This is a genomic window from Amycolatopsis sp. NBC_01488 (assembly GCF_036227105.1).
Classification (GTDB): Bacteria; Actinomycetota; Actinomycetes; order Mycobacteriales; family Pseudonocardiaceae; genus Amycolatopsis.
Genome location: NZ_CP109434.1, coordinates 7139270 through 7159004, shown reverse-complemented (window position 1 = coordinate 7159004; position 19735 = coordinate 7139270). Strand labels below are relative to the sequence as shown.

The 19735-nt window shown below is 73.1% G+C and carries 12 protein-coding genes; 9 read left to right on the top strand and 3 right to left on the bottom strand.

Annotation, left to right across the window (positions count from 1 at the left end):
• Nucleotides 1-3 precede the first annotated feature (3 nt).
• On the bottom strand, nucleotides 4-6744 hold the full coding sequence (locus tag OG738_RS33890; protein ID WP_329047222.1) for an SDR family NAD(P)-dependent oxidoreductase: 6741 nt from the start codon (nucleotides 6742-6744) through the stop codon (nucleotides 4-6).
• A 799-nt stretch (nucleotides 6745-7543) separates the two neighbouring features.
• Here OG738_RS33890 and OG738_RS33885 point away from each other — a divergent pair.
• Both OG738_RS33885 and OG738_RS33880 read left to right on the top strand, forming a co-directional pair.
• Nucleotides 7544-8653, top strand: a complete 1110-nt coding sequence (locus OG738_RS33885) for a threonine synthase (protein ID WP_329047221.1) — start codon at nucleotides 7544-7546, stop codon at nucleotides 8651-8653.
• The gene (locus OG738_RS33880) at nucleotides 8650-9267 is read left to right on the top strand and encodes a helix-turn-helix transcriptional regulator (RefSeq protein WP_329047220.1); all 618 of its coding nucleotides are present in this window, start codon (nucleotides 8650-8652) and stop codon (nucleotides 9265-9267) included. The genes OG738_RS33885 and OG738_RS33880 overlap by 4 nt, the downstream gene beginning before the upstream one ends.
• A 15-nt stretch (nucleotides 9268-9282) precedes the next feature.
• Here the strand turns inward: OG738_RS33880 and OG738_RS33875 are convergent, their stop codons facing one another.
• Nucleotides 9283-10674 (bottom strand): amino acid permease, encoded by a 1392-nt coding sequence (locus OG738_RS33875; RefSeq protein ID WP_329047219.1) that lies wholly within the window; start codon nucleotides 10672-10674, stop codon nucleotides 9283-9285.
• Between the two features lie 173 nt (nucleotides 10675-10847).
• Between OG738_RS33875 and OG738_RS33870 the strand changes: the two genes are divergently transcribed.
• The 4 genes from OG738_RS33870 to OG738_RS33855 all read left to right on the top strand — a co-directional run bounded on the left by OG738_RS33870 (nucleotide 10848) and on the right by OG738_RS33855 (nucleotide 16431).
• Nucleotides 10848-11753, top strand: coding sequence for a glutaminase (locus OG738_RS33870; RefSeq protein ID WP_329047218.1), 906 nt, complete (start codon nucleotides 10848-10850; stop codon nucleotides 11751-11753).
• Between the two features lie 85 nt (nucleotides 11754-11838).
• The gene (locus OG738_RS33865) at nucleotides 11839-12843 is read left to right on the top strand and encodes a LacI family DNA-binding transcriptional regulator (RefSeq protein WP_329047217.1); all 1005 of its coding nucleotides are present in this window, start codon (nucleotides 11839-11841) and stop codon (nucleotides 12841-12843) included.
• 80 nt (nucleotides 12844-12923) lie between these two features.
• Nucleotides 12924-15770, top strand: a complete 2847-nt coding sequence (locus tag OG738_RS33860) for a glycoside hydrolase family 2 TIM barrel-domain containing protein (RefSeq protein WP_329047216.1) — start codon at nucleotides 12924-12926, stop codon at nucleotides 15768-15770.
• Nucleotides 15771-15837: 67 nt separating this feature from the next.
• On the top strand, nucleotides 15838-16431 hold the full coding sequence (locus OG738_RS33855; protein WP_329047215.1) for a hypothetical protein: 594 nt from the start codon (nucleotides 15838-15840) through the stop codon (nucleotides 16429-16431).
• A 16-nt stretch (nucleotides 16432-16447) separates the two neighbouring features.
• Here OG738_RS33855 and OG738_RS33850 read toward each other — a convergent pair whose 3' ends face one another.
• Nucleotides 16448-17143, bottom strand: coding sequence for a TetR family transcriptional regulator (locus OG738_RS33850; RefSeq protein ID WP_329047214.1), 696 nt, complete (start codon nucleotides 17141-17143; stop codon nucleotides 16448-16450).
• 88 nt (nucleotides 17144-17231) lie between these two features.
• Here OG738_RS33850 and OG738_RS33845 point away from each other — a divergent pair, with 88 nt between their 5' ends.
• The 3 genes from OG738_RS33845 to OG738_RS33835 are packed head-to-tail and all read left to right on the top strand — an operon-like array spanning nucleotide 17232 to nucleotide 19732.
• The gene (locus OG738_RS33845) at nucleotides 17232-18368 is read left to right on the top strand and encodes an FAD-dependent monooxygenase (protein WP_329047213.1); all 1137 of its coding nucleotides are present in this window, start codon (nucleotides 17232-17234) and stop codon (nucleotides 18366-18368) included.
• A 33-nt stretch (nucleotides 18369-18401) separates the two neighbouring features.
• The gene (locus OG738_RS33840; RefSeq protein WP_329047212.1) at nucleotides 18402-18935 is read left to right on the top strand and encodes a PadR family transcriptional regulator; all 534 of its coding nucleotides are present in this window, start codon (nucleotides 18402-18404) and stop codon (nucleotides 18933-18935) included.
• Nucleotides 18932-19732: an ABC transporter ATP-binding protein gene (locus OG738_RS33835; RefSeq protein ID WP_329047211.1), complete on the top strand. Its 801-nt coding sequence runs from the start codon at nucleotides 18932-18934 to the stop codon at nucleotides 19730-19732. The genes OG738_RS33840 and OG738_RS33835 overlap by 4 nt, the downstream gene beginning before the upstream one ends.
• Nucleotides 19733-19735 lie beyond the last annotated feature (3 nt).

The window sequence follows — 19735 nt, the reverse complement described above, 5'->3', positions numbered from 1 at the left end:
GCGTCACCAGCCCGAAGCGGTGTGGACGACGGCCGAGACGTCCTGGCGGCCCCACGCCAGCTCGCGCAGCAGGCCGAGGGTGCCCTCGTCCGGGTCGATCAGCTCGATGCCGCGGCGGGCGTAGTCCCGCATCAGCTCGGGTGTCACCATGCCGTCGTGGTCGCCGGTCGGCGCCCACGGTCCCCAGTGGACGGTCACGGCCCGCCCGGCGGGCCACCGCCGTCCGAGCGCTTCGAGCGCGTCGTTGGCGGCGGCGTAGTCCGACTGGCCGCGGTTGCCGAGCGTCGCGGCGATGCTGCCGAACAGCACCACGAACTTCGGCTCGTCGGGCAGGTCGGCGGTCGCCTCCAGCAGGGTCCTGGCACCGTCCACCTTGGTGCCGTAGACCCGGGCGAACGACTCCGGCGTCTTGTCGGCGACGAGCTTGTCCTCGATGACGCCGGCCGCGTAGACGATGCCGTCGAGGCGGCCGTACTCGGCGTGGATCTCCTTGACGGCGCGGTGCACGGCTTCGGCGTCGAGCATGTCGACGGACTGGTAGCGCACCGGGCTGCCGAGGGCGTCGAGCTGCCGGAGGGTCTTCCGGACTTCGCGTTCGCCGCCGATGCGGCGGACGGCCTTCTCGATCTCGGCGGGGCTCTTCAGGCCGGCCTCGATCAGCGCGGCCCGCAGCTCTTTGGCGTCCTTCGCGTGCGGGTACTCGTCCTCGGCGGCGGGGACGGGCGTCCGGCCGAGCAGTTCGACGCGGCAGCGGGCCGCCCCGGCGAGGGTGGTGGCGAACCGGGCGGTGATGCCCTTGGCGCCGCCGACGAGCAGGACGACGGAGTCCCGGTCCAGGCCGATGGCGGCCGCCTCGGCGACGCCGTCGCCCGCCGGTCCCGCGCCGCTGCTGCCGAGGAGGCCGAGGCCCTCTTCGGCGGGCGTCAGGCCGCGCCGCCCGTTCCCGGTTCTGATCACGACCGGTTCGCGGTCCACAGTGGACAGTTCGGCGACGAGGGTCGCGGCGTCGGCGTGCTCGACGACCCGGGCGAGGGTGTCCGGGTACTCGCGGGAGACGCTGCGGTAGAAGCCGCGGAGCCCTTCGGCCGGTCCCACGGTCAGCAGCCACTGTGGACGGTGGGCCAGGGCGGCCTGGTACTTGGGGAAGGCGGCGGGCAGGACGGCGTCGCCGTCGGGGAGGTGGAGGTACCCGTCGAAGCCGGGGCGAACGTCGTCGCCGAGTTCGGCCTCGGCGCCGTGCGCGGCCAGTTCGGCTCGGACGGCTTCGGCGAGCGGCCCGGTCCCGAGCACGAGGAACCGGCGTCCGGCGATGTCGGGTGCGGTCGCGGGGGCGAGGTCGACCTCGGTCATGAGGTACCGCTTCGGCGCGACGATCACCGGCCGCGGCTCGGGGCGCTCCACGATCGTGGGCTCGTCGAGGGCGGGCTTCGCGGTTCCCGCCCCCAGCAGCTCGGCCATCCCGGCCGCCGTGCGGGCTTTGGCGAGCTCCTCGACCTCGCCGGTGCCCAGGCGGATCGTCAGCTCGCCCGCGATCTCGGCGCGCTTGATCGAGTCGATGCTCAGGTCGGCTTCGAGGTCCAGGTCCGGCTCGATCAGCTCCGCCGGATACCCCGTCCGCGCGCCGATCACCTCGACCACGGTCTCCAGCACCGAGCTCTCCGGCGAACGGGAAGGGGCCTCCGGACGCACCGCGCCGATCAGCTCGGCGATCGCCGCGGCCGTGCGGGCTTTCGCGAACTCCTCCACGTCACCGCCGACGAGCCCCAGCCGGGACGCCAGCTCGCCCGCGATCTCCGCCCGCTTGATCGAGTCCACGCTGAGGTCGGCTTCCAGGTCGAGGTCCGGCTCGATCATCTCCACCGGATACCCGGTCCGCTCCCCGATCACCTCGACGATCGTCTCCAGCACCGGCCGCGCGGCCGGGACCACCGGAGCCGCCACCGCGGCAGGCAGCTCGGGGACCACCTCGACCACCGGGATCGAGCGGACCGCCGGCGTATCGCTGCCGAGGAAGCCCAGCAGCACGTCCCGCTGGGCGGCGATCATCTCGCGGCTCGTGCGCAGGAAGTCCGCGACCATGGCCTCCGACGTCGCTGCCTCGGGCGCCGAAGCGGCCAGGCTCAGCGAGACCCGCTCGGCCGGGCGGAGTGCGCCCGCCGGGATCGTGCCGTCCGCGGCGCGGAGCAGGTGGCCGTCGACCGTCCACCCGGGACGCTTCGGCCGCGGAGCCGTCGCCGCGTCGACCGCGTCGCGGCCGCGGAACAGCCAGGCGGTCTCGACCGGGACCCCGGCCACCGCCAGCTGCGCCACCGCGGTCAGGAAGCCCGGCAGGCCACGGCGTCCCGGCTGCTCGAACCCCACCGTCCGATGCGGACGGTCGCCGAGGATCGCGCCGACCTGCCTGCTCAGCACCGCACCCGGCCCGGCCTCGACGAACACCCGGGCCCCGGCCGCGTACATCGCCTCGACCTGCTCGACGAACCGGACGGGCGAGCCCACCTGCGCGGCCAGCTCGCCACGGATCTCGTCCGGGTCCGCCGGGTAGGGGCCCGCGGTCCGGTTGCCGTAGACCGGGACGGCGGGCCGCACGACGCCGATCGCGCCGAGGTCGCGGCCGAACGTCTCGCCCGCCGGGGCGACCAGGGGGCTGTGGAACGCGCACGCGACCGAAATCCGTTTCGCGCCGAGCCCCGCCGCGCGCAGCTGCTCGACCGCGGCTTCGACGTCGGCGGTCGCGCCGGAGATCACCGTCTGCTCGGGCGAGTTGTGGTTCGCGAGCACGACCGACGACGAAGTGAGGACCGACTCCACCCGGGCCGCCGGCGCGGCGACCGCCGCCATCGCACCCGGGTCGCCCTCGGGGATGGCGTCGAGGATCGCCGCGGCCCGGGCGTGGCTGGCGTGCAGCAGCGCTTCGGGGGTGAGGGCGCCTGCCGCGGCCAGCGCCGTCAGCTCGCCGTAGCTGTGCCCGCCGAGCATCGCGGGCCGAACGCCGGCGCGGGTCAGCAGCCGGAACGCGGCCAGCCCGGCGAGGCCGAGCGCGGGCTGGGCGACCCGGGTGTCGGTGACGCGGTCGGCCAGCGCCTGCCGCGCCGCCTCGCCGAACACCGCCGGGCCGAACACGACGTCGGCGGTCGGCGGGTCCAGCCGCAGGTACCGCTGCAGCTCGGGGAAGGCGACGAACAGCTCGGCGAACATGCCCGGCCGCTGACTGCCCTGCCCCGGGAACAGCACCGCGACCTCGCCGGGCTCGTCGGCCCCGGCCCGGTACAGGCCGGGTGCGTCCTGTCCCGCGAGTGCCTGGCGCAGCAAGCTGGTCAGCTCGTCCACAGTGGACGCCACGATCGCGAGCCGGACCGGCCGGCCCGGCGCCCGCAGCGACGCGCTCAGCGCGAGGTCCCGCAGCCGCCACGGCCGCGTTCCGGCCGGCACGTCCGATGCCAGCGCCAGCAGGTCGCGGACCGCCGCGTCGGTGGCGAAGAGGAACAGCTCGGCCGGCCACTCCTCGGCCGCCTGCGCGGGCGGGACGCTGTCGTGCGCGCCCAGCACGACGTGGAAGTTGGTGCCACCGAAGCCGAACGCGCTCACCCCGGCGATGCGCTCGGCGGCCGGCGCGGCCCACGGCTGCGCGGCCGACTGGAACACGAACGGGCTCGTCTCCGCGTCCCACGCGGGATTCGGCGCCGTGAGGTGGAGCGTCGGCGGCTTGACGCCGGTGTGCAGGGCGAGCGCGGTCTTGATCAACCCGGCGAGGCCCGCCGCGCACTTCGTGTGCCCGATCTGCGACTTCACCGACCCGATCGTGCAGCCGCCGGGCGCGGCGCCGGCCTCGGTGAACACCTTCGTCAGCGTGCCCAGCTCGGTCCGGTCGCCGACGACGGTCCCGGTGCCGTGGGCCTCGACGAGGCCGACGCGCGCGGGCGAGACGCCGGCGTTGCGGTAGGCGCGGGTCAGGGCGGTGTGCTGGCCCTCCGGCCGCGGCGCGGTGAGGCCGAGCGCACGTCCGTCCGACGCCGCCCCGACCCCCTTGATCACGGCGTAGACGCGGTCGCCGTCGCGTTCGGCGTCGGCGAGCCGCTTCAGCGCGACGCACGCGACGCCTTCGCCGAGCGCGATTCCGTCGGCCGCGCTGTCGAACGTCGCCGAACGCCCGGTCGGCGAAAGAGCGTGCGCCGAGGCGAACAGGAGGTAGTCGTTGATGCCGTTGTGCAGGTCCGCGCCGCCACAGAGGACGAGATCGCTGGTGCCGGCGGTCAGCTCCTTGCAGGCGACGTCGACGGCGGTCAGCGACGACGCGCACGCCGCGTCGACCGTGTAGTTGGCGCCACCCAGGTCGAGCCGGTTGGCGATCCGCCCGGCGATGACGTTCGCCAGCACACCCGGGAACGAGTCCTCGGTGATCCGCGGCAGCCGTTCGTCCAGTTCGGACGGGAGTTCGCCCACATAGGACGGGAGCACCGAGCGCAGCGTCATGGCGTTCGACAGGTCGCTGCCCGCCTCGGCGCCGAACACGACCGACGTGCGGGCCCGGTCGAACGCGCGGTCTCCGTACCCGGCGTCCACGAGCGCGCGGTGCGCGGCCTCCAAGGCCAGCAGCTGCACCGGCTCGATGCTGGCCAGCGACGACGGCGGGATGCCGTACTGCAGCGGGTCGAAGCCGATCTCGGGCAGGAACCCGCCCCAGCGCGACGGCGTCTTCTCCCCCTGGCCTTCGGGGTCGTAGTAGAGCGAGGTGTCCCAGCGCTGCCGCGGCACCTCGGTGACCGCGTCGGCGCCGGCCAGGACGTTCGCCCAGAACGTGGCCAGGTCGGGAGCTTGCGGGAACATGCAGGCCATGCCCACGATCGCGACGTCCAGCGGCGCGGGCGCCGGGGGTTCCGTCGTCGCGACGCCGAAGGCGGCGGCCCGCTCGCGCAGGACCGCGTTCGCGCCTTCCCCGACGGCATGGTGCAGTTCGGCGATCGTGGTGACGGCCGAGCGCAGCACGGCGACCTCGCCCGCCATGAACATGCCCTCGGCGAGCTGCCGGTCTTCGCCGACGTCGCGCAGGTCGGCGCCGACGCGCTCGATACCCTTGCTGGCCAGGCGAAGCCGTCCGACGTTCAGCTGTTCCAGCCGCTCCCAGGCGTCGCGGCTCGGCACGCCCTGCTCGGCCAGGCCGGCCTTGATCGCCGCGTACTCCGTGGTGAACGGGCTGCGGACGCAGCGGGTGGCGTGTCCCGGCGCGGTTTCGAGCAGGTCGGTGTGCTCCGCGCCGAGCAGCCGCCGCTGGAACAGCGGGAGCACGGCGCCGGCGTCGACGGCCTCGCGGGTGAAGAGGTAGGCGGTGCCCATCAGCACGCCGATCGCGGCACCGCGCACGGCGACCGGCGCGGCGAGCGCGGCCACCACGGCGGCCGAGCGCGCGTCGTGGATTCCCCCGGCGAACAGCAGCTGCAGGTCCGCGGCCGCGTCCGGCGTCGCCGCCAGGAAGTCGGCGAGGACGCCGAGCTGCGCCTCCCACAACGGGAAGCTGGTGCGCGGCCCGACGTGGCCGCCGCACTCCGAGCCTTCGAAGACGAACTTGCGGGCCCCGGCTTCGAGGAACTGCTTCAGCAGTCCTGGCGACGGCACGTGGAGGAAGGTGGCGATGCCGGCCTCCTCCAGCGCCGCGGCCTGCGCGGGGCGGCCGCCGGCGATGATCGCGTGCGTCGGCCGCAGCTCCCGGATCACTTCGAGCTGCGCGGCCTTGACGTCCTCGGCGGCGAACCCGAGGACACCGACGCCCCAAGGTGCGGCACCGACGGCTTCGCGGGTCCGCTCCAGGACGTCACGGGTCTGCTGGGGACCGGACAGGGCCAGTGCGATGAACGGCAGCGCCCCGCCCGCGGCGACCTCGGCGGCGAACGCGGGCTGGTCGCTGACCCGGGTCATCGGTCCCTGCGCGATGGGCAGCGCCGTGCCGAGCGCGCGGCTGCCCGCGCTGCCGGGCCCGAGCACCGGGATTTCGACGCGCAGGGCGTCACCGATGGCGTCGGCCAGGCCGCGCACGGCCGCGGTCACCGTGCCCCACCGGTCGCGGAAGCGGGTGGCGAGGAAGACGTCCTGGCCGGCCTCGACCGGCTCGAAGCCGTGGCGTGCGAGGCGGCGGACCCCGTCGACGACCGTCGTCTCGGAGCCGTCCAGCCCGGTGAGCGCGCGGGTGAGCGCCGCCGGGAGCTCGGCTTCGGGCAGCAGGGCGAGCTGGGTGTCGACGACCACGCCGGCCGCGCCGCCCGCGACCGCGGCGGCCGCCGTGTGCGGGCCGATCCCACCGGCGGCCCACACCGGGACGTCGAGCGTTTCGTCGGCGAGCAGGGCCTGGAGCAGCACGAACGTGCTCAGCTCCCCCGTCCGGCCGCCGCATTCGTGCCCCCGTGCGATCAAGCCGTGGGCGCCACCGGCGACGGCTCGCACGGCCGACGCCCGGCTGGTCACCTCCGCCAGCACACGGCGGCCCGGGAACGCGTCCGCGGTGCACGGCGCGTCTTCGGCGAGCAGGACCGTGGTCGCGGCTTCGGGCAGGTCGACGATCGGTTCGGTCAGCCGGACGCCGAACGCCGGGACGCCCCATTCGCCCAGCAGCGCGAGCTCTTCCGCGGCGGTCCCGCCGGTCAGGTCGAGCACGCCGAGCCCGCCCGCGCGCGCGGCGGCCGCGACCCCGCGCGCCGACGGCCACCGCACGGGCGACACGGCGACGATCAGGTCGGCTTTCGGGACACGCATGGGCACTCCCGCTACGCACGAATGGGTGAGGGGTAACGGGGTGTACTTAAGCGGGTTCCGCCGGGGTCCGTCAACAACCCACCACGATTTCGTCGCGATGGTTCAGAAAATTCGGGATCAACCAGCCGCAGGACGCAAGAATTTAACGTTGCCGTCACGTTCCGCGCGCCGGGAAGCGGTGCCACATTGGCGTCGTACCGCGGGCGACGGCCGGCCACAGTGGTCAGACCTGCGGTTCACTGGCATACACGCCCGGATGGGGCAAGCCTTCTCACCCGGTGAGCGGAGTGCGACTGACCACACCGGACCACGCCGTTCGGTGGTCCGAATGAATCCCGTCCGCGCACCACAAACTGTCGTGACGGTAAACCCGGTCACGACTCCCCGGCCGCCCACAACGCGGGAACGGCAGCATTCCCGATTGTCCGGCGGCTATTTCCCCGGCACTTTTACCCACAGCCCAAAGTCGCACCCGGAACGCACGCGATTACCCGGCCGGGATCGGCCGAGTCCACTGTGGACTCCCCGGCGACCCGGCTTCCGCGTGCTCAAACGCCCGACGGCGACCGAGTCCCCCGGCTGCCCGCGGCGCGCGGTGATCCGCGTCGCGACCGGGACGACTGCGGGTATTCAGCCGGACACCATCGGTACCTCCGCTCTTCCTCGACGATCTTCGTCAGGAATTTTCCACACTTCGGTGACAGATTTTCCTTAGAAGAAGCTGAAAGCCTTTCGCGTACCAGTCAGTAACCGTAGACGTAACATCTATACTTGGACTATCTGTTCAGCGGAGGTGGTCGTGGAGTACTGGTACGTCGACGAGCGCTCGGGGACGCGCTACCCGGGTGACCCGCTGCGGTGGCGCGGCGACGACGGCGCACCGCTGACCGTCGCGCCGCTGGCCGGGCTCGCCCCCGGCGACGTCGACACCGGGGTCCGGTCGCTCTGGCGGTACCGGGCCGCCCTGCCCGGCGACCTGCGGCCGGTCTCGCTCGGCGAGGGCTGCACGCCGCTGGTGCCGCGGCCGTGGGGCGACGACGACGTGCGGTTCAAGCTCGAGTGGTTCAGCCCGACCGGCAGCTTCAAGGACCGCGGCTCCAGCGTGCTGGTCTCCGCGCTGGCCGGCGCCGGGGTGACCGAGCTGCTCGAAGACAGCTCCGGCAACGGCGGCTCGTCGGTCGCGGCCTACAGCGCCGCCGCCGGGATCGCCGCCACCGTGCTGGCCCCCGAAGGGACGTCCGCGGCGAAGGTCCTGCAAACCCGCGCGTACGGCGCGGCCGTCGAACTGGTGCCCGGCACGCGCGACGACACCGCCGCCGAGGCCGTCCGCCGCTCGTCCCGCACGACCTACGCCAGCCACAACTGGCACCCCTTCTTCCTGCAGGGCACCAAGACGCTGGCCTACGAGCTGTGGGAGGACCTCGGCTTCCGCGCGCCGGACGCGGTCGTCACGGTCGCCGGCGCCGGCAGCATCGTGCTCGGCTGCGACCTCGGGTTCGGCGAGCTGCTGGCGGCCGGGGCGATCTCCCGGCGCCCGCGCCTGCTGGTCGCCCAGCCGCGCAACTGCGCCCCCATCGACGCGGCCGTCCACGACCGGCCGCCGCCGGAGTTCGCCCCGACCGTCGCCGAAGGCACCGCCATCCGGCACCCGGTCCGGCTCCCGGAGGTCGTCGCGGCGATCCGCCGGTCGGGCGGCGACACCGCCGCCGTCGCCGAGGACGCCATCGCCGCGGCCGCCCGCCGGCTGGCGTCGCTCGGCCTCTACGCGGAGCCGACCAGCGCGACCGCCGCCGCGGCGATCGACGTCTTCCGCTCGCGAGGAGCCATCCGGCCCGGCGAGACGACCGTCGTCGTCCTCACCGGGTCCGGGTTGAAGGCGCCCGACCGGCTGCGGGAGCTGATCGGATGACCGAGGACGAGCTGCTGCTGCGCGAGGCCGGGAAGATCGCCCAGGCCGTCGGGCGGATGTTCCCCGGCCTGTGCGAAGTCGTGCTGCACGACCTGCGCGACCCGGCCCACGCGGTGCGCGCGATCGAAGGCGGGCTGTCCGGGCGCGCCGTCGGCGATCCGGCGACCGAGCTGGGCCTGGCCCGGATCGCCGACCCCGGGTTCCCGGACGTGCTGCAGAACTACCCGAACCGCTTCCCCGACGGCCGGCCCGCGAAGAGCACGTCGATCGGCATCCGCAACTCGGGCGGCGAATACGTCGCGGCGCTGTGCCTCAACCTCGACGTCTCCCTGCTGGGCTCCGCGGCCCGCGCCCTGACCCGGCTGGCCCGCACCGACGAACCGGCGCCCCTGGTCGAGAGCCTGCGCGCCCGGACCGGCGACGGGCTGCGCGCGCTGGTCGAGGACTACGCGACCGAGCGCGGCCACACCCCGCGCAGCCTGCCCGCCGCCGCGAAGAAGGACCTGGTGCGGACGCTGAAGGAGCGCGGGTTCCTGGAGGTGAAGAACGCGGTGCCGGCGCTGACCGACCTGCTCGGGATCTCCCGGGCCAGCGTCTACAACTACCTGCGCTGACCCGGGAGTCCGGCGCTATTCGGCCAGGACGCTTTCGCGCCGCTTCGAGATCACTCGCCAGCCCACCGCCAGCACGACGGCCAGCACGGGGATCGAGTAGAACGCGATCTTCTCGGCGCCGTCCGAGAAGCCCATCAGCACGACGACCAACGCCAGGAACGCCAGCGTCGCCCAGCCCGAGTACGGCGCCCACGGCATCCGGTACGACGGCCGCTCGACCTCGCCGCGCAGGGCGGCCTGACGCAGGCGCAGCTGGCAGAACACGAGCGTCGCCCAGGTGCTGATCACGCCGAGGGAGGCGATCGCGATCGCGATGTCGAAGGCGTCCTTGGGCACCAGGTAGTTCAGCACCACGCCGAGCAGGTAGGCGACCGAGGTGAACAGGATGCCGCCGTAGGGCACGTGCCGGCTGCTCATCCGGCTCACGAACGACGGCGCCTCGCCCTTTTCGGCCAGCGAGCGCAGGATCCGGCCGGTGGAGTAGAGGCCGGAGTTGACGCTGGAGAGCGCCGCGGTCAGCACGACCGCGTTCATCACGTCGCCGATGCCCGGGATGCCGAGGCGGCTGAACACCGTCACGAACGGGCTCTCGTCGCCGTTGTAGAACGGCCACGGCAGCAGCATCGCCAGCATCAGCACCGAGCCGACGTAGAAGACGCCGATCCGCCACACGACCCCGTTGATCGCCTTGGGCAGCACCTTGCGGGCGTCCTTCGTCTCGCCGGCCGCGATGCCGACGACCTCGATGGCCGAGTAGGCGAAGATGACCGCCTGCAGCGTCATCAGCGCGATGCCGATGCCCGCCGGGAAGAATCCACTGTGGTCGGTCAGGTTGTGCACGCCGGCGGGTGTGCCGCCGATGTTCGCGCTGGTGAACACCAGGCCCAGCGCGGTGACCAGGAAGACCACGATGGCCAGCACCTTGACCACCGAGAACCAGAACTCCAGCTCCCCGAACAGCTTGACGCTCAGCAGGTTCACCGCGAGCAGCACGCCGAGGGCCACCAGCGCGGTGATCCACTGCGGCACGTCGGGCAGCCACTTGTGGACGTAGATCGCGACCGCGGTGATCTCCGCGATCCCGGTCATCGCCCAGTTGACCCAGTACATCCAGCCGGAGGCGAAGCCGGCCCACGGGCCGATGAACTTCCGCGCGTAGGTGACGAAGCTGCCGGAGCTCGGCTCGTGCAGAACGAGCTCGCCGAGCGCGCGCATCACGAAGTAGGCGGCCACCCCGCAGATCGCGTAGGACAGGATCAGCGACGGGCCGACCTGGTGGAGCTTGCCGCCGGCGCCGAGGAACAGCCCGACGCCGATCGCGCCGCCGATGGCGATCATCTGCACTTGGCGGTTGCCCAGCGCTTTCGAGTAGCTTTCACCTTTTTCGGTGAGCAGCGAGGAATCCATGGTTTGGAGACGCTAGAGCGTGTGCGGCAGGTCACCAAGCGGACTAAGGAAGACTTAAGGTGTGCCGGAGATCACCACTGGCTTTCTGCTGGTATCACCCCGTTTTGATTTGACAGGGTCGAGTTGACCGGGCCGCCGCGCACCCGGGCAGACGCGGCTCCTACGCTACGGCCGTGGACCTCGCGGCGCTGCTGGACCGGATCGCCGACGACGTCGCGCCGGAGGTCGGCCGCGGCGCCGTCGCGGACTACATCCCCGCACTGGCCCGGATCGAGCCGCGCCGGTTCGGCATGGCCGTGGCCGAAGTGGACGGTGCGCTGCACGGCGTCGGCGACTGGCGGCGGCCGTTCTCGGTGCAGAGCATGTCGAAGGTGTTCACGCTGGCGCTGGTGCTGTCCCGCGGCGACGGCGTCTGGACGCGCGTCGGGCGCGAGCCGTCCGGCGACCCGTTCAACTCACTGGTGCAGCTGGAACACGAGGACGGCATCCCCCGCAACCCGTTCATCAACGCGGGCGCGCTGGTGGTGACCGACGAGCTGGCCCGGCACGGTGACGCGGTCGACGCGCTGCTGACGTTCCTGCGCGAGGAGAGCGGCCGGCCGGACATCGACGTCGACCCCGAGGTCGCCGCGTCGGAGGCGGCCCACGCCGACCGCAACCGCGCGCTCGCGTACTTCATGGCGTCCTACGGCAACATGCGCCACCCGGTGCCGTCGGTGCTCGACCAGTACGTCCGCCAGTGCTCGATCGAGATGAGCTGCGCGGACGTCGCGCGTTCGGCGCTCTTCCTGGCCCGCCACGGCATCCGCAACGACGGCACCCGCCTGCTCGGGCTGAGCGCGGCCAAGCGGATCAACGCCGTGATGCTGACGTGCGGCACGTACGACGCGGCGGGCGAGTTCGCCTACCGGGTCGGCCTGCCGGGCAAGAGCGGCGTCGGCGGCGGGATCGTCGCGGTGGTCCCCGGCCGGTGCGCGGTGTGCGTGTGGAGCCCCGGTTTGGACGCCCGCGGCAATTCGGTCGCGGGCGTCTCGGCACTGGACCGCTTCACGACGTTGACCGGCTGGTCCATCTTCTGAGCCGACGCGGGCCGGCGCTTCGATCACGGCCGCCGGGTAGCGCCCGGGCCGTGGGCGGGCATACTCGACCTCCAGGAGGTGGGCGGTGTCCTCGAGCACGGAACCCCGGCGGGTGACGATCCACGACGTCGCCCGCTCGGCCGGCGTCTCGCGGCAGACCGTGTCGCGCGCGCTGAACGACAAGGCCGAGATCGACGGCTCCACCAAGCAGCGCGTCCTGGACGCCGCCCGGGAGCTGGGGTACCGGCCCAGCCGGTTCGCCCGCGGCCTCGTCCGGCAGGACACCACCACCATCGGCCTCGTCGTGCCGGACCTGCTCAACCCCTTCTTCACCGAGGTCGCCTCCGGGGCACTCGAGGCGGCCAGGGCCCGCGGGTGGCACGTCGTCGTCTACGACACCGCCGACGACGCCGAGCAGGAACTCGCCACCCTTCGCGTGATCGGCACCCAGGTCGACGCCGTCGTCGGGTACTTCAGCCGGTCCGAAGAGGACCTCGACCGCTTCACCCCCGGCGTCCCCGTGGTCCTGCTCGGCCGCGAGCCGCGCACCCCGCGGTTCAGCGGCATCTCGATCGACGGCGAGGACGGGGTCCGCGAGGCCGTCGCCCACCTCGTCGAGCGCGGCCACCGGCGGATCGGGATGCTCGACCACGACCGCCGGCCCGAGCCGAGCATCCGGCAGCGCTGGTTCCTCCGGGCCGCCGCCGGGCACGGCATCGCCGTCGCGCCCGGGTGGATCACGCGGGCCGCCCAGACCGTCGACGGCGGTGGTGCGGCGCTCGCCACCCTGCTCGCCGCGCACCCCGACGTCACCGCTGTGTTCGCCTTCAACGACGTCATCGCCATCGGCGCCCTGCGTGAGGCCCGCCGGTTCGGCCTGCGCGTGCCCGCCGACCTCGCCGTGATCGGGTTCGACGGGCTGGCCCTCGGCACGCTGGTCGAACCCGAGCTCTCCAGCGTCGCCGTCGACACCCGCGCGCTCGGCGCGCTGGCCGTCGAGCAGGCGGCCCGGCTCGTGACCGGGGCCGCGCCCCTCGAACCCGGTCAGCTGATCGTCCGCGCCGCGCTTCACCTGCGCGAATCCGCCTGATCCCTTGACACACCGTCGCGGCGGTCAGCACACTTCGACCAGGCCCGTGAACGTTCACGGGAACGCTCACGGGAGGTGTCATGTCGTACGTCGAAGACCCGGGCCCGGGCTACGGCTCGGTGACTCCGCGCGCGGCCTTCGGCTCCGACGCGCCGTCGCTGTCCCTGAACGGAACCTGGCGGTTCCATCTGTCGCCGAGCCTCGCCGCGGCTCCCCCGGACGTCTCGGAGATCGATTTCGACGACGGCGCGTGGGACGAGCTGCCGGTGCCATCGCTGTGGCAGCTGCACGGCCACGGGAAGCCCGCCTACACGAACGTGCACTACCCCTTCCCGGTCGACCCACCGCACGTGCCGTCGGAGAACCCGACCGGTGACCACCGGCTGCGGTTCGATCTGCCTTCCGACTGGCCGTCCGGATCCGCGCTGCTGCGCTTCGACGGGATCGACTCGTGCGGCCGGATCTGGCTCAACGGCACCGAACTCGGGGTCACGAAGGGCAGCCAGCTGCCGTCGGAGTTCGAGGTCGGGCCGCTCCTGCGGCCGCGGGACAACGTCCTGGTCGTCCGCGTGCACCAGTGGTCGGCCGGCAGCTACCTCGAAGACCAGGACATGTGGTGGCTGTCCGGGATCTTCCGGGCCGTCACGCTGCTCGCCCGGCCGTCCGGCGGGATCGGCGACTACTGGCTGCGTGCGGACTACGATCACACGACCGGGCTGGGCACGGTCCGGGTCGAGACCGCGCCGGACGTCGTGCTGGACATCCCGGCGCTGGGCGTTGCCGGGCATCCGGCCGGGGAGCCGCTGGAGCTGCCCGTCGAGCCGTGGAGCGCCGAGACGCCCCGGCTCTACGACGGCACGCTGTCCACGGTGGCCGAACGCGTGCCGGTGCGGATCGGGTTCCGGACAGTGACCGTCGAGGACGGCCGGCTCAAGGTCAACGGGCGGCGCCTGCTCCTGCGCGGCGTCAACCGCCACGAGCACGACCCGCACACCGGCCGCGTCGTCTCGCGGGAGACCGCGCTGGCCGACGTGCTGCTGATGAAACGGCACAACGTCAACGCCGTCCGCACCAGCCACTACCCGCCGGACCCGGCGTTCCTGGAGCTGTGCGACGAGTACGGCCTGTGGGTGGTCGACGAATGCGACCTCGAGACGCACGGCTTCGGGCCGCTCGGCTGGGACCGCAACCCGAGCGACGATCCGATGTGGACGGACGCCTACCTGGACCGGATGCGGCGCACGGTCGAGCGGGACAAGAACCGGCCCAGCGTGATCCTCTGGTCGCTGGGCAACGAGAGCCACACCGGGGACAACCTGGCGCGGATGGCGGAGTGGGTGCGGCATCGCGATCCGACCCGGCCGGTGCACTACGAGGGTGACCACGAGTGCTCCTATGTGGACGTCCACAGTCGCATGTACGCGACGCCCGACGAAGTCGAGCGGATCGGGCGCCGGGAGGACGAGAACCAGCGCCGCCGGGACCTGCCGTTCGTGCTCTGCGAGTACGCGCACGCCATGGGCAACGGGCCGGGCGGGCTGCTGGAGTACCGCGAGCTGTTCGAGCGGTACCCGAACTGCCAGGGCGGGTTCGTCTGGGAGTGGATCGACCACGGCCTGGCCGCGCCGGGCCACTTCGCGTACGGAGGCGACTTCGGCGAATCCATCCACGACGGCAACTTCGTCATCGACGGGCTGCTCTTCCCCGACCGGACACCGTCTCCAGGGCTGACGGAGTTCGCGAAGATCATCGAGCCGGTCCGGATCGACACGGATCCTGCCGGTATCCGCGTCTCGAACCACTACGACTTCGTGAGCACCGGGCACCTGCGGTTCACCTGGGTGCTCGAAGACGAAGGAACCGCTGTCGCGCAAGGCGTCCTCGACGTCCCGGCAGTCCACTCCGGACAGAGCGTTTCGATCCCGCTGCCGCCATTGCCGCCCACCGGCGGCGAGTCCTGGTTGACCGTCTCGGCGTCGCTGGTCTCTGACACGGCGTGGGCGCCCGCCGGACACGTCGTTGGCTGGGGCCAGCTGCCGGTGTCGCCGGCGCCCGCACGGCCTTCGCCGCCGGGGCGGGGGCCGGTGTTCCGCACGGCCGGGCAGCTCATCCTCGGCGCCGGCGAGTTCGACCCGGCGACCGGCACGCTGACGTCGCTCGGCGGGCACCCGGTGCAGGGACCGCGGCTGGACGTCTGGCGCGCCACGACGGACAACGACCGCGGCTCGTCGCCCGGGCGGCCCGACGCCGAGCAGTGGCGCGAGGCGGGTCTGCACCGGCTGCAGCACCGCGTGATCACCGTCGACGCCGACGGCGACGAACTGGTGGTGCGCACCCGCGTCGCCCCGCCGGCGCAGCCGTTCGGCCTGTTCGCGGACTACACGTGGACGGCCTTCGACGGCGGCCTCAGGCTGCGCGTGGACGTGACCCCGGACGGCGACTTCCCCGGCACGCTCCCCCGGCTCGGCCTGGCGATGGCGGTCCCCGGGACGTTCGGCTCGGCCGAGTGGTTCGGCGGCGGCCCGGGCGAGGCCTACCCGGACAGCCGCCAGGCGGCGCGGATCGGACGGTTCTCGAGCAGCGTCGACGGCCTGCAGACGCCGTACGTCTTCCCGCAGGAGAACGGCAACCGGACGGCCGTGCGCTGGGCCCGCCTGACGGACCCGGACGGCACGGGCATCCGCGTCGACGGCGATCCCACGTTCGACTTCACCGCCCGCCGCTGGACGGCGGCGGACCTGGAGGCGGCCAGGCACACCGACGAGCTGGTCTCCGGCGACCACGTGCACCTGACGCTGGACTTGGCCCAGCACGGGCTCGGGACGGCGGCCTGTGGGCCCGGGGTGCTGCCGCGGTACCGGCTGGTGCCGCAGAAGACGTCCTTCACCGTGTCCTTCCGGCCCGTGGCGGGTGGTGTCGCAAATTGAGACCGACGGGACGCCTCGGATGCGGTGTCGTTGAGGTCCAGACGGCCGCAGCACAGGAGTGTCCCGGATGACCCCTTCCACGACGACCCCTTCGAGCGCCCGGCAGCTGGTGACCCCCGGCGCGCTGGGGCTGGCCGACCTCGTCGCGATCTTCGACGACCTGCAGTTCACACTCAAGTGCTGCGAGCGGCTGGTCTCGGAGCTGGCCCAGCCGCGAGTGGACGCCGTGCTCGTCGAGGCGCTGTGGGTGTCGGCGCTCAACTCCTACGCCCGGTGTTTCCGCACCGGGGACCGCGGCATGGGTCTGACCGTGGCGGACGTCGAAGCCATCGAGGTCCCGGGCGAGGTCGCCGAGTGGCACGCGTTGCTCGGCCGGATCCGGGACTTCTCGATCGACGGGCCGGTCAACCCGCGCGAGACCTACGCGGTGGGCGTCTCACAATCCGAGTCCGGTGCGGCGGAGGGCATCGTCATCACGTCGGGCGTGCGGCCGCTGGTGGACGACGGCACAGTGAAACAAACCGGGCGGCTCGCCTTCGAGCTGAGCCGGCTGGTGGACGAGCGGATCAAGGAGCACCAGCAGAAGGTGTTCGCGGCGGCTTCGAAGCTGACGTCCGCCCAGCTTTCGGTCTTGCCGACGATCGAAGTGACGTCTCAATAAGTCTCATTAATGCGTCTCATAATTCTGTGCCGGGCAGGTGCCGGTAGATCGTGGCGCGGGAGACGCCCAATGCCGTCGCGATGTCCGCCGGGGCGTGGCCCGCGTCGTAGAGGCGCCGGGCCGCCTCGATCGTCTCCGGGCTCATCACCGGCGGCCGGCCGCGGCCGCGCGGCCGGCCTTCGCGAGGCGAGACCGCGAACAGCCGGTCGACGCCGTCGAGGATCGCGGCGCGCAGTTCGTCCGCCGGCGCGTCGGCGAACAGCACCACCGGGTCGCTGAGCATCGCGATCGCCTGCGCCGCGCGAACCCGGCCCGCCAGATCCGCGTCCGCGCCCGCGACCAGGTGGTTCGCCTCGAGCATGCCGTCGCGGAAGCGGTCGAACACCGCCTTCGACGCGGTGAGCCCGAGATCGCGCAGGTTCATCCGCAGCAGGTAGCGGTGGCCGAGCCACACGTCGAGGAGCCCCTCGATGGCCGCCACGCGTGGGTCGGGGGCGTCCGCGGCCTTCGCCATGGCCGCTTCGAGGTCGGTCAGGAGCGGTTCGGCGAGCGCCGTGACGATGTCGGCCTTGCCCGGGAAGTGGTAGAGCACCGCGGTCTTGGTGACGCCGACGCGCTCGGCCAGCTCCCGGACCGACGTCGCGTGGAAGCCGCGCTCCGAGAACTCCTCGAGCGCGGCGCGCAGGATCCGGGCGCGGGTGTCGTCGGTCATCGCCCGAGCCTAGCGGCTTGCCTGACCGTTGGACAGGAGCGTACGGTCGGTACTGACCGATGGTCAGGAGTTAGCTGGGGGTATCACCATGACCGAGCAGACCATACTGATCTCCGGCGCGGGCGTCGCCGGGCCGACGCTGGCGTACTGGCTGGCCCGCGCGGGCTTCCGGCCGACCGTGGTCGAGCGCGCCGCCGGGCCGCGCTCGAGCGGCAGCCCGGTCGACGTCCGCGGGCGCGCCGCGCAGGTCGCGGAGCGGATGGGCATCACCGGCAAGCTGCGCGAGGCGAGCACCGCCGTGAAGTCGCTGAAGTTCGTCGACGACGCGGGGCGGCGGACCGGCCGCGTCGCGATCGGCGGCGACGGCGGCATCGAGCTGCCCCGCACCGACCTCGCGGCGATCCTGCACGAAGCGGCGCGCGCGGACGCCGAGTTCGTCTTCCACGATTCGATCACCGCACTGAGCCAGGACGGCGGCGGCGTCGACGTCACGTTCGAGCGCGGCGCCCCGCGGCGCTTCGACCTGGTGCTCGGCGCCGACGGCCTGCACTCGGGCGTGCGGCGGCTGGCGTTCGGGCCGGAGCACGCGTTCGCCGAGCACATGGGCGTCTACATCGCGACGCTGCCGCTGGCCGAGCCGCCGGCCGACCGCACGGAGCTGGTGATGTACAACTCCCCCGGCCGAGCCGTCGCAGTGCACCCGGCGCGCGGCACCGGCATCGCGGCGTTCCTGTTCCGCGGCGCCGCCGTGCCGGGGTTCGACCACCGCGATTCCGTGCTGCACAAGCGAATGCTCGCCGACGCGTACGAAGGCGCCGGGTGGCGCGTGCCGGAGCTGCTGGAGCGCGTGCGCGAGGCGGACGACCTGTACCTGGACTCGGTGAGCCGGGTGCGGATGGCCGGCTGGGCGTCGGGACGGATCGCGCTGGCCGGGGACGCGGCGTCGTGCGTGTCCCTGTTCGGCGACGGCTCGACGCTGGCGATGGCGGGCGCGTACACGCTGGCCGAGGAGCTGCGCCGGACGCCGGGTGACACCGCGTCGGCGTTCCGCCGGTACGAAGCCGCCCATCGCAAGCTGGTGGAACCCAAGCAGCGCAACGTTTCCACGGCCGCAGCCCTGCTGATCCCGGCGACGCGCGGCGGCCTGGCGGCCCGCAACTTCGGCACGCGGCTGCTGCCGCTGGTCACGGCCGCGCGGCGGCTGGTGCCCGGCCGGGCCGCTTGACACCGGCTTTGGATAACCGCTATCTATTGTGCCATGCAGGACGTCGTGCTGGCGCTGCTGGCCAAGGAACCGTCGCACGGCTACGACCTGCGACGGCGGCTGGTGGCGGCGCTCGGGCCGCTGGGGGAAACGCTGAACGTGGGGCAGATCTACGTGACGCTCACCCGGCTCGAGAAGGCCGGCCTGGTCGTCCAGGAACGTGAAGACGCGCCCGTGCGCGGCCCGCGGCGCAAGGTGTACGCGCTGACCGCGGCCGGGCAGGAGCGGGTGGTCACGTGGATGGCCGAGAGCGCCGGGCCGAAGGCGGACGTGACGGAGTTCCACCTGAAGCTGGTGGCCGCGGCCGAGTCGGGGCTGGCGGATCCGCTCGCGCTCGTGAGCGCGCGGCGGCGGGAGCTGGTGCGCAGTCTCGCCGACGTCCAGCGCGCCGTTCTCGCCGAGGACACGAAGTCGGAGGCCGGGCTGCTCCTGGAGGGCATCGCCTTGCGCTGCCAGGCCGACCTGCGCTGGCTGGAGGCGTGCGAGCGGACCTGGTCCACCCGCGGGAAAGACGGAGGGAACGCATGACGGGAGACGGCCGGCAGGTCGGGAGCCGCCCGCGGCGGACGGGCGCGGGCGAACCACCACCACGAGCGAGCGCCGAACCGGTGCTGCGGGCGATCGGCCTGTCGCGGGCGTACGGCCGGGGCGAGAGCCTGGTGCGCGCCGTCGACGAGGTCGACCTCGACGTCCCCGCCGGGCAGACCCTCGCCGTGACCGGTCCGAGCGGCTGTGGCAAGTCGACGCTGCTGCAGTTGCTCGGCGGGCTCGACCGGCCCACCGGCGGCCAGGTCCGGCTCGGCGGGCGGCGCATCGACCACCTCGGCGAGCGGGCGCTGGCCGGGCTGCGCCGGCGTGCCATCGGCTTCGTCTTCCAGGACTTCCACCTGATGGACGAGCTGTCCGCGGCCGAGAACGTCGAGTTGCCCGCACTGCTCGCCGGTGCCTCACCACGCACCGCGCGCGAGCGGGCCGCGCGGATCCTCGATCGCGTGGGGCTCGGCGACCGGGCCCGGCACCTGCCCTCGGAACTGTCCGGCGGGCAGCGGCAGCGGGTCGCGATCGCCCGGGCGCTGGTCAACGAGCCCCTCGTCGTCCTCGCGGACGAGCCCACCGGGAACCTCGACAGCGTCGCGACCCACGACATCCTCCGGCTCTTCGGCGAGTTGCGCGCCGCCGGCCAGACGCTGGTCGTCGTCACGCACGACGAGCGGGTCGCCGCCACGGCCGACCGCGTCGTCTCCCTGCGCGACGGCACCCTTCTCGACGACACCCGCCTCGGCGCCACGACCCCGCTCGGCGCGCTGCTGAGCTGGGAAGGCTGAGCC

Bases quoted from the DNA above. Each gene is read 5' to 3' on its own strand.
- OG738_RS33890 (WP_329047222.1), bottom strand. From the start codon at position 6,744: ATGCGTGTCCCGAAAGCCGACCTGATCGTCGCCGTGTCGCCCGTGCGG.
- OG738_RS33880 (WP_329047220.1), top strand. From the start codon at position 8,650: ATGACCGAGGACGAGCTGCTGCTGCGCGAGGCCGGGAAGATCGCCCAG.
- OG738_RS33875 (WP_329047219.1), bottom strand. From the start codon at position 10,674: ATGGATTCCTCGCTGCTCACCGAAAAAGGTGAAAGCTACTCGAAAGCG.
- OG738_RS33860 (WP_329047216.1), top strand. From the start codon at position 12,924: ATGTCGTACGTCGAAGACCCGGGCCCGGGCTACGGCTCGGTGACTCCG.
- OG738_RS33855 (WP_329047215.1), top strand. From the start codon at position 15,838: ATGACCCCTTCCACGACGACCCCTTCGAGCGCCCGGCAGCTGGTGACC.
- OG738_RS33850 (WP_329047214.1), bottom strand. From the start codon at position 17,143: ATGACCGACGACACCCGCGCCCGGATCCTGCGCGCCGCGCTCGAGGAG.
- OG738_RS33845 (WP_329047213.1), top strand. From the start codon at position 17,232: ATGACCGAGCAGACCATACTGATCTCCGGCGCGGGCGTCGCCGGGCCG.
- OG738_RS33840 (WP_329047212.1), top strand. From the start codon at position 18,402: ATGCAGGACGTCGTGCTGGCGCTGCTGGCCAAGGAACCGTCGCACGGC.
- OG738_RS33835 (WP_329047211.1), top strand. From the start codon at position 18,932: ATGACGGGAGACGGCCGGCAGGTCGGGAGCCGCCCGCGGCGGACGGGC.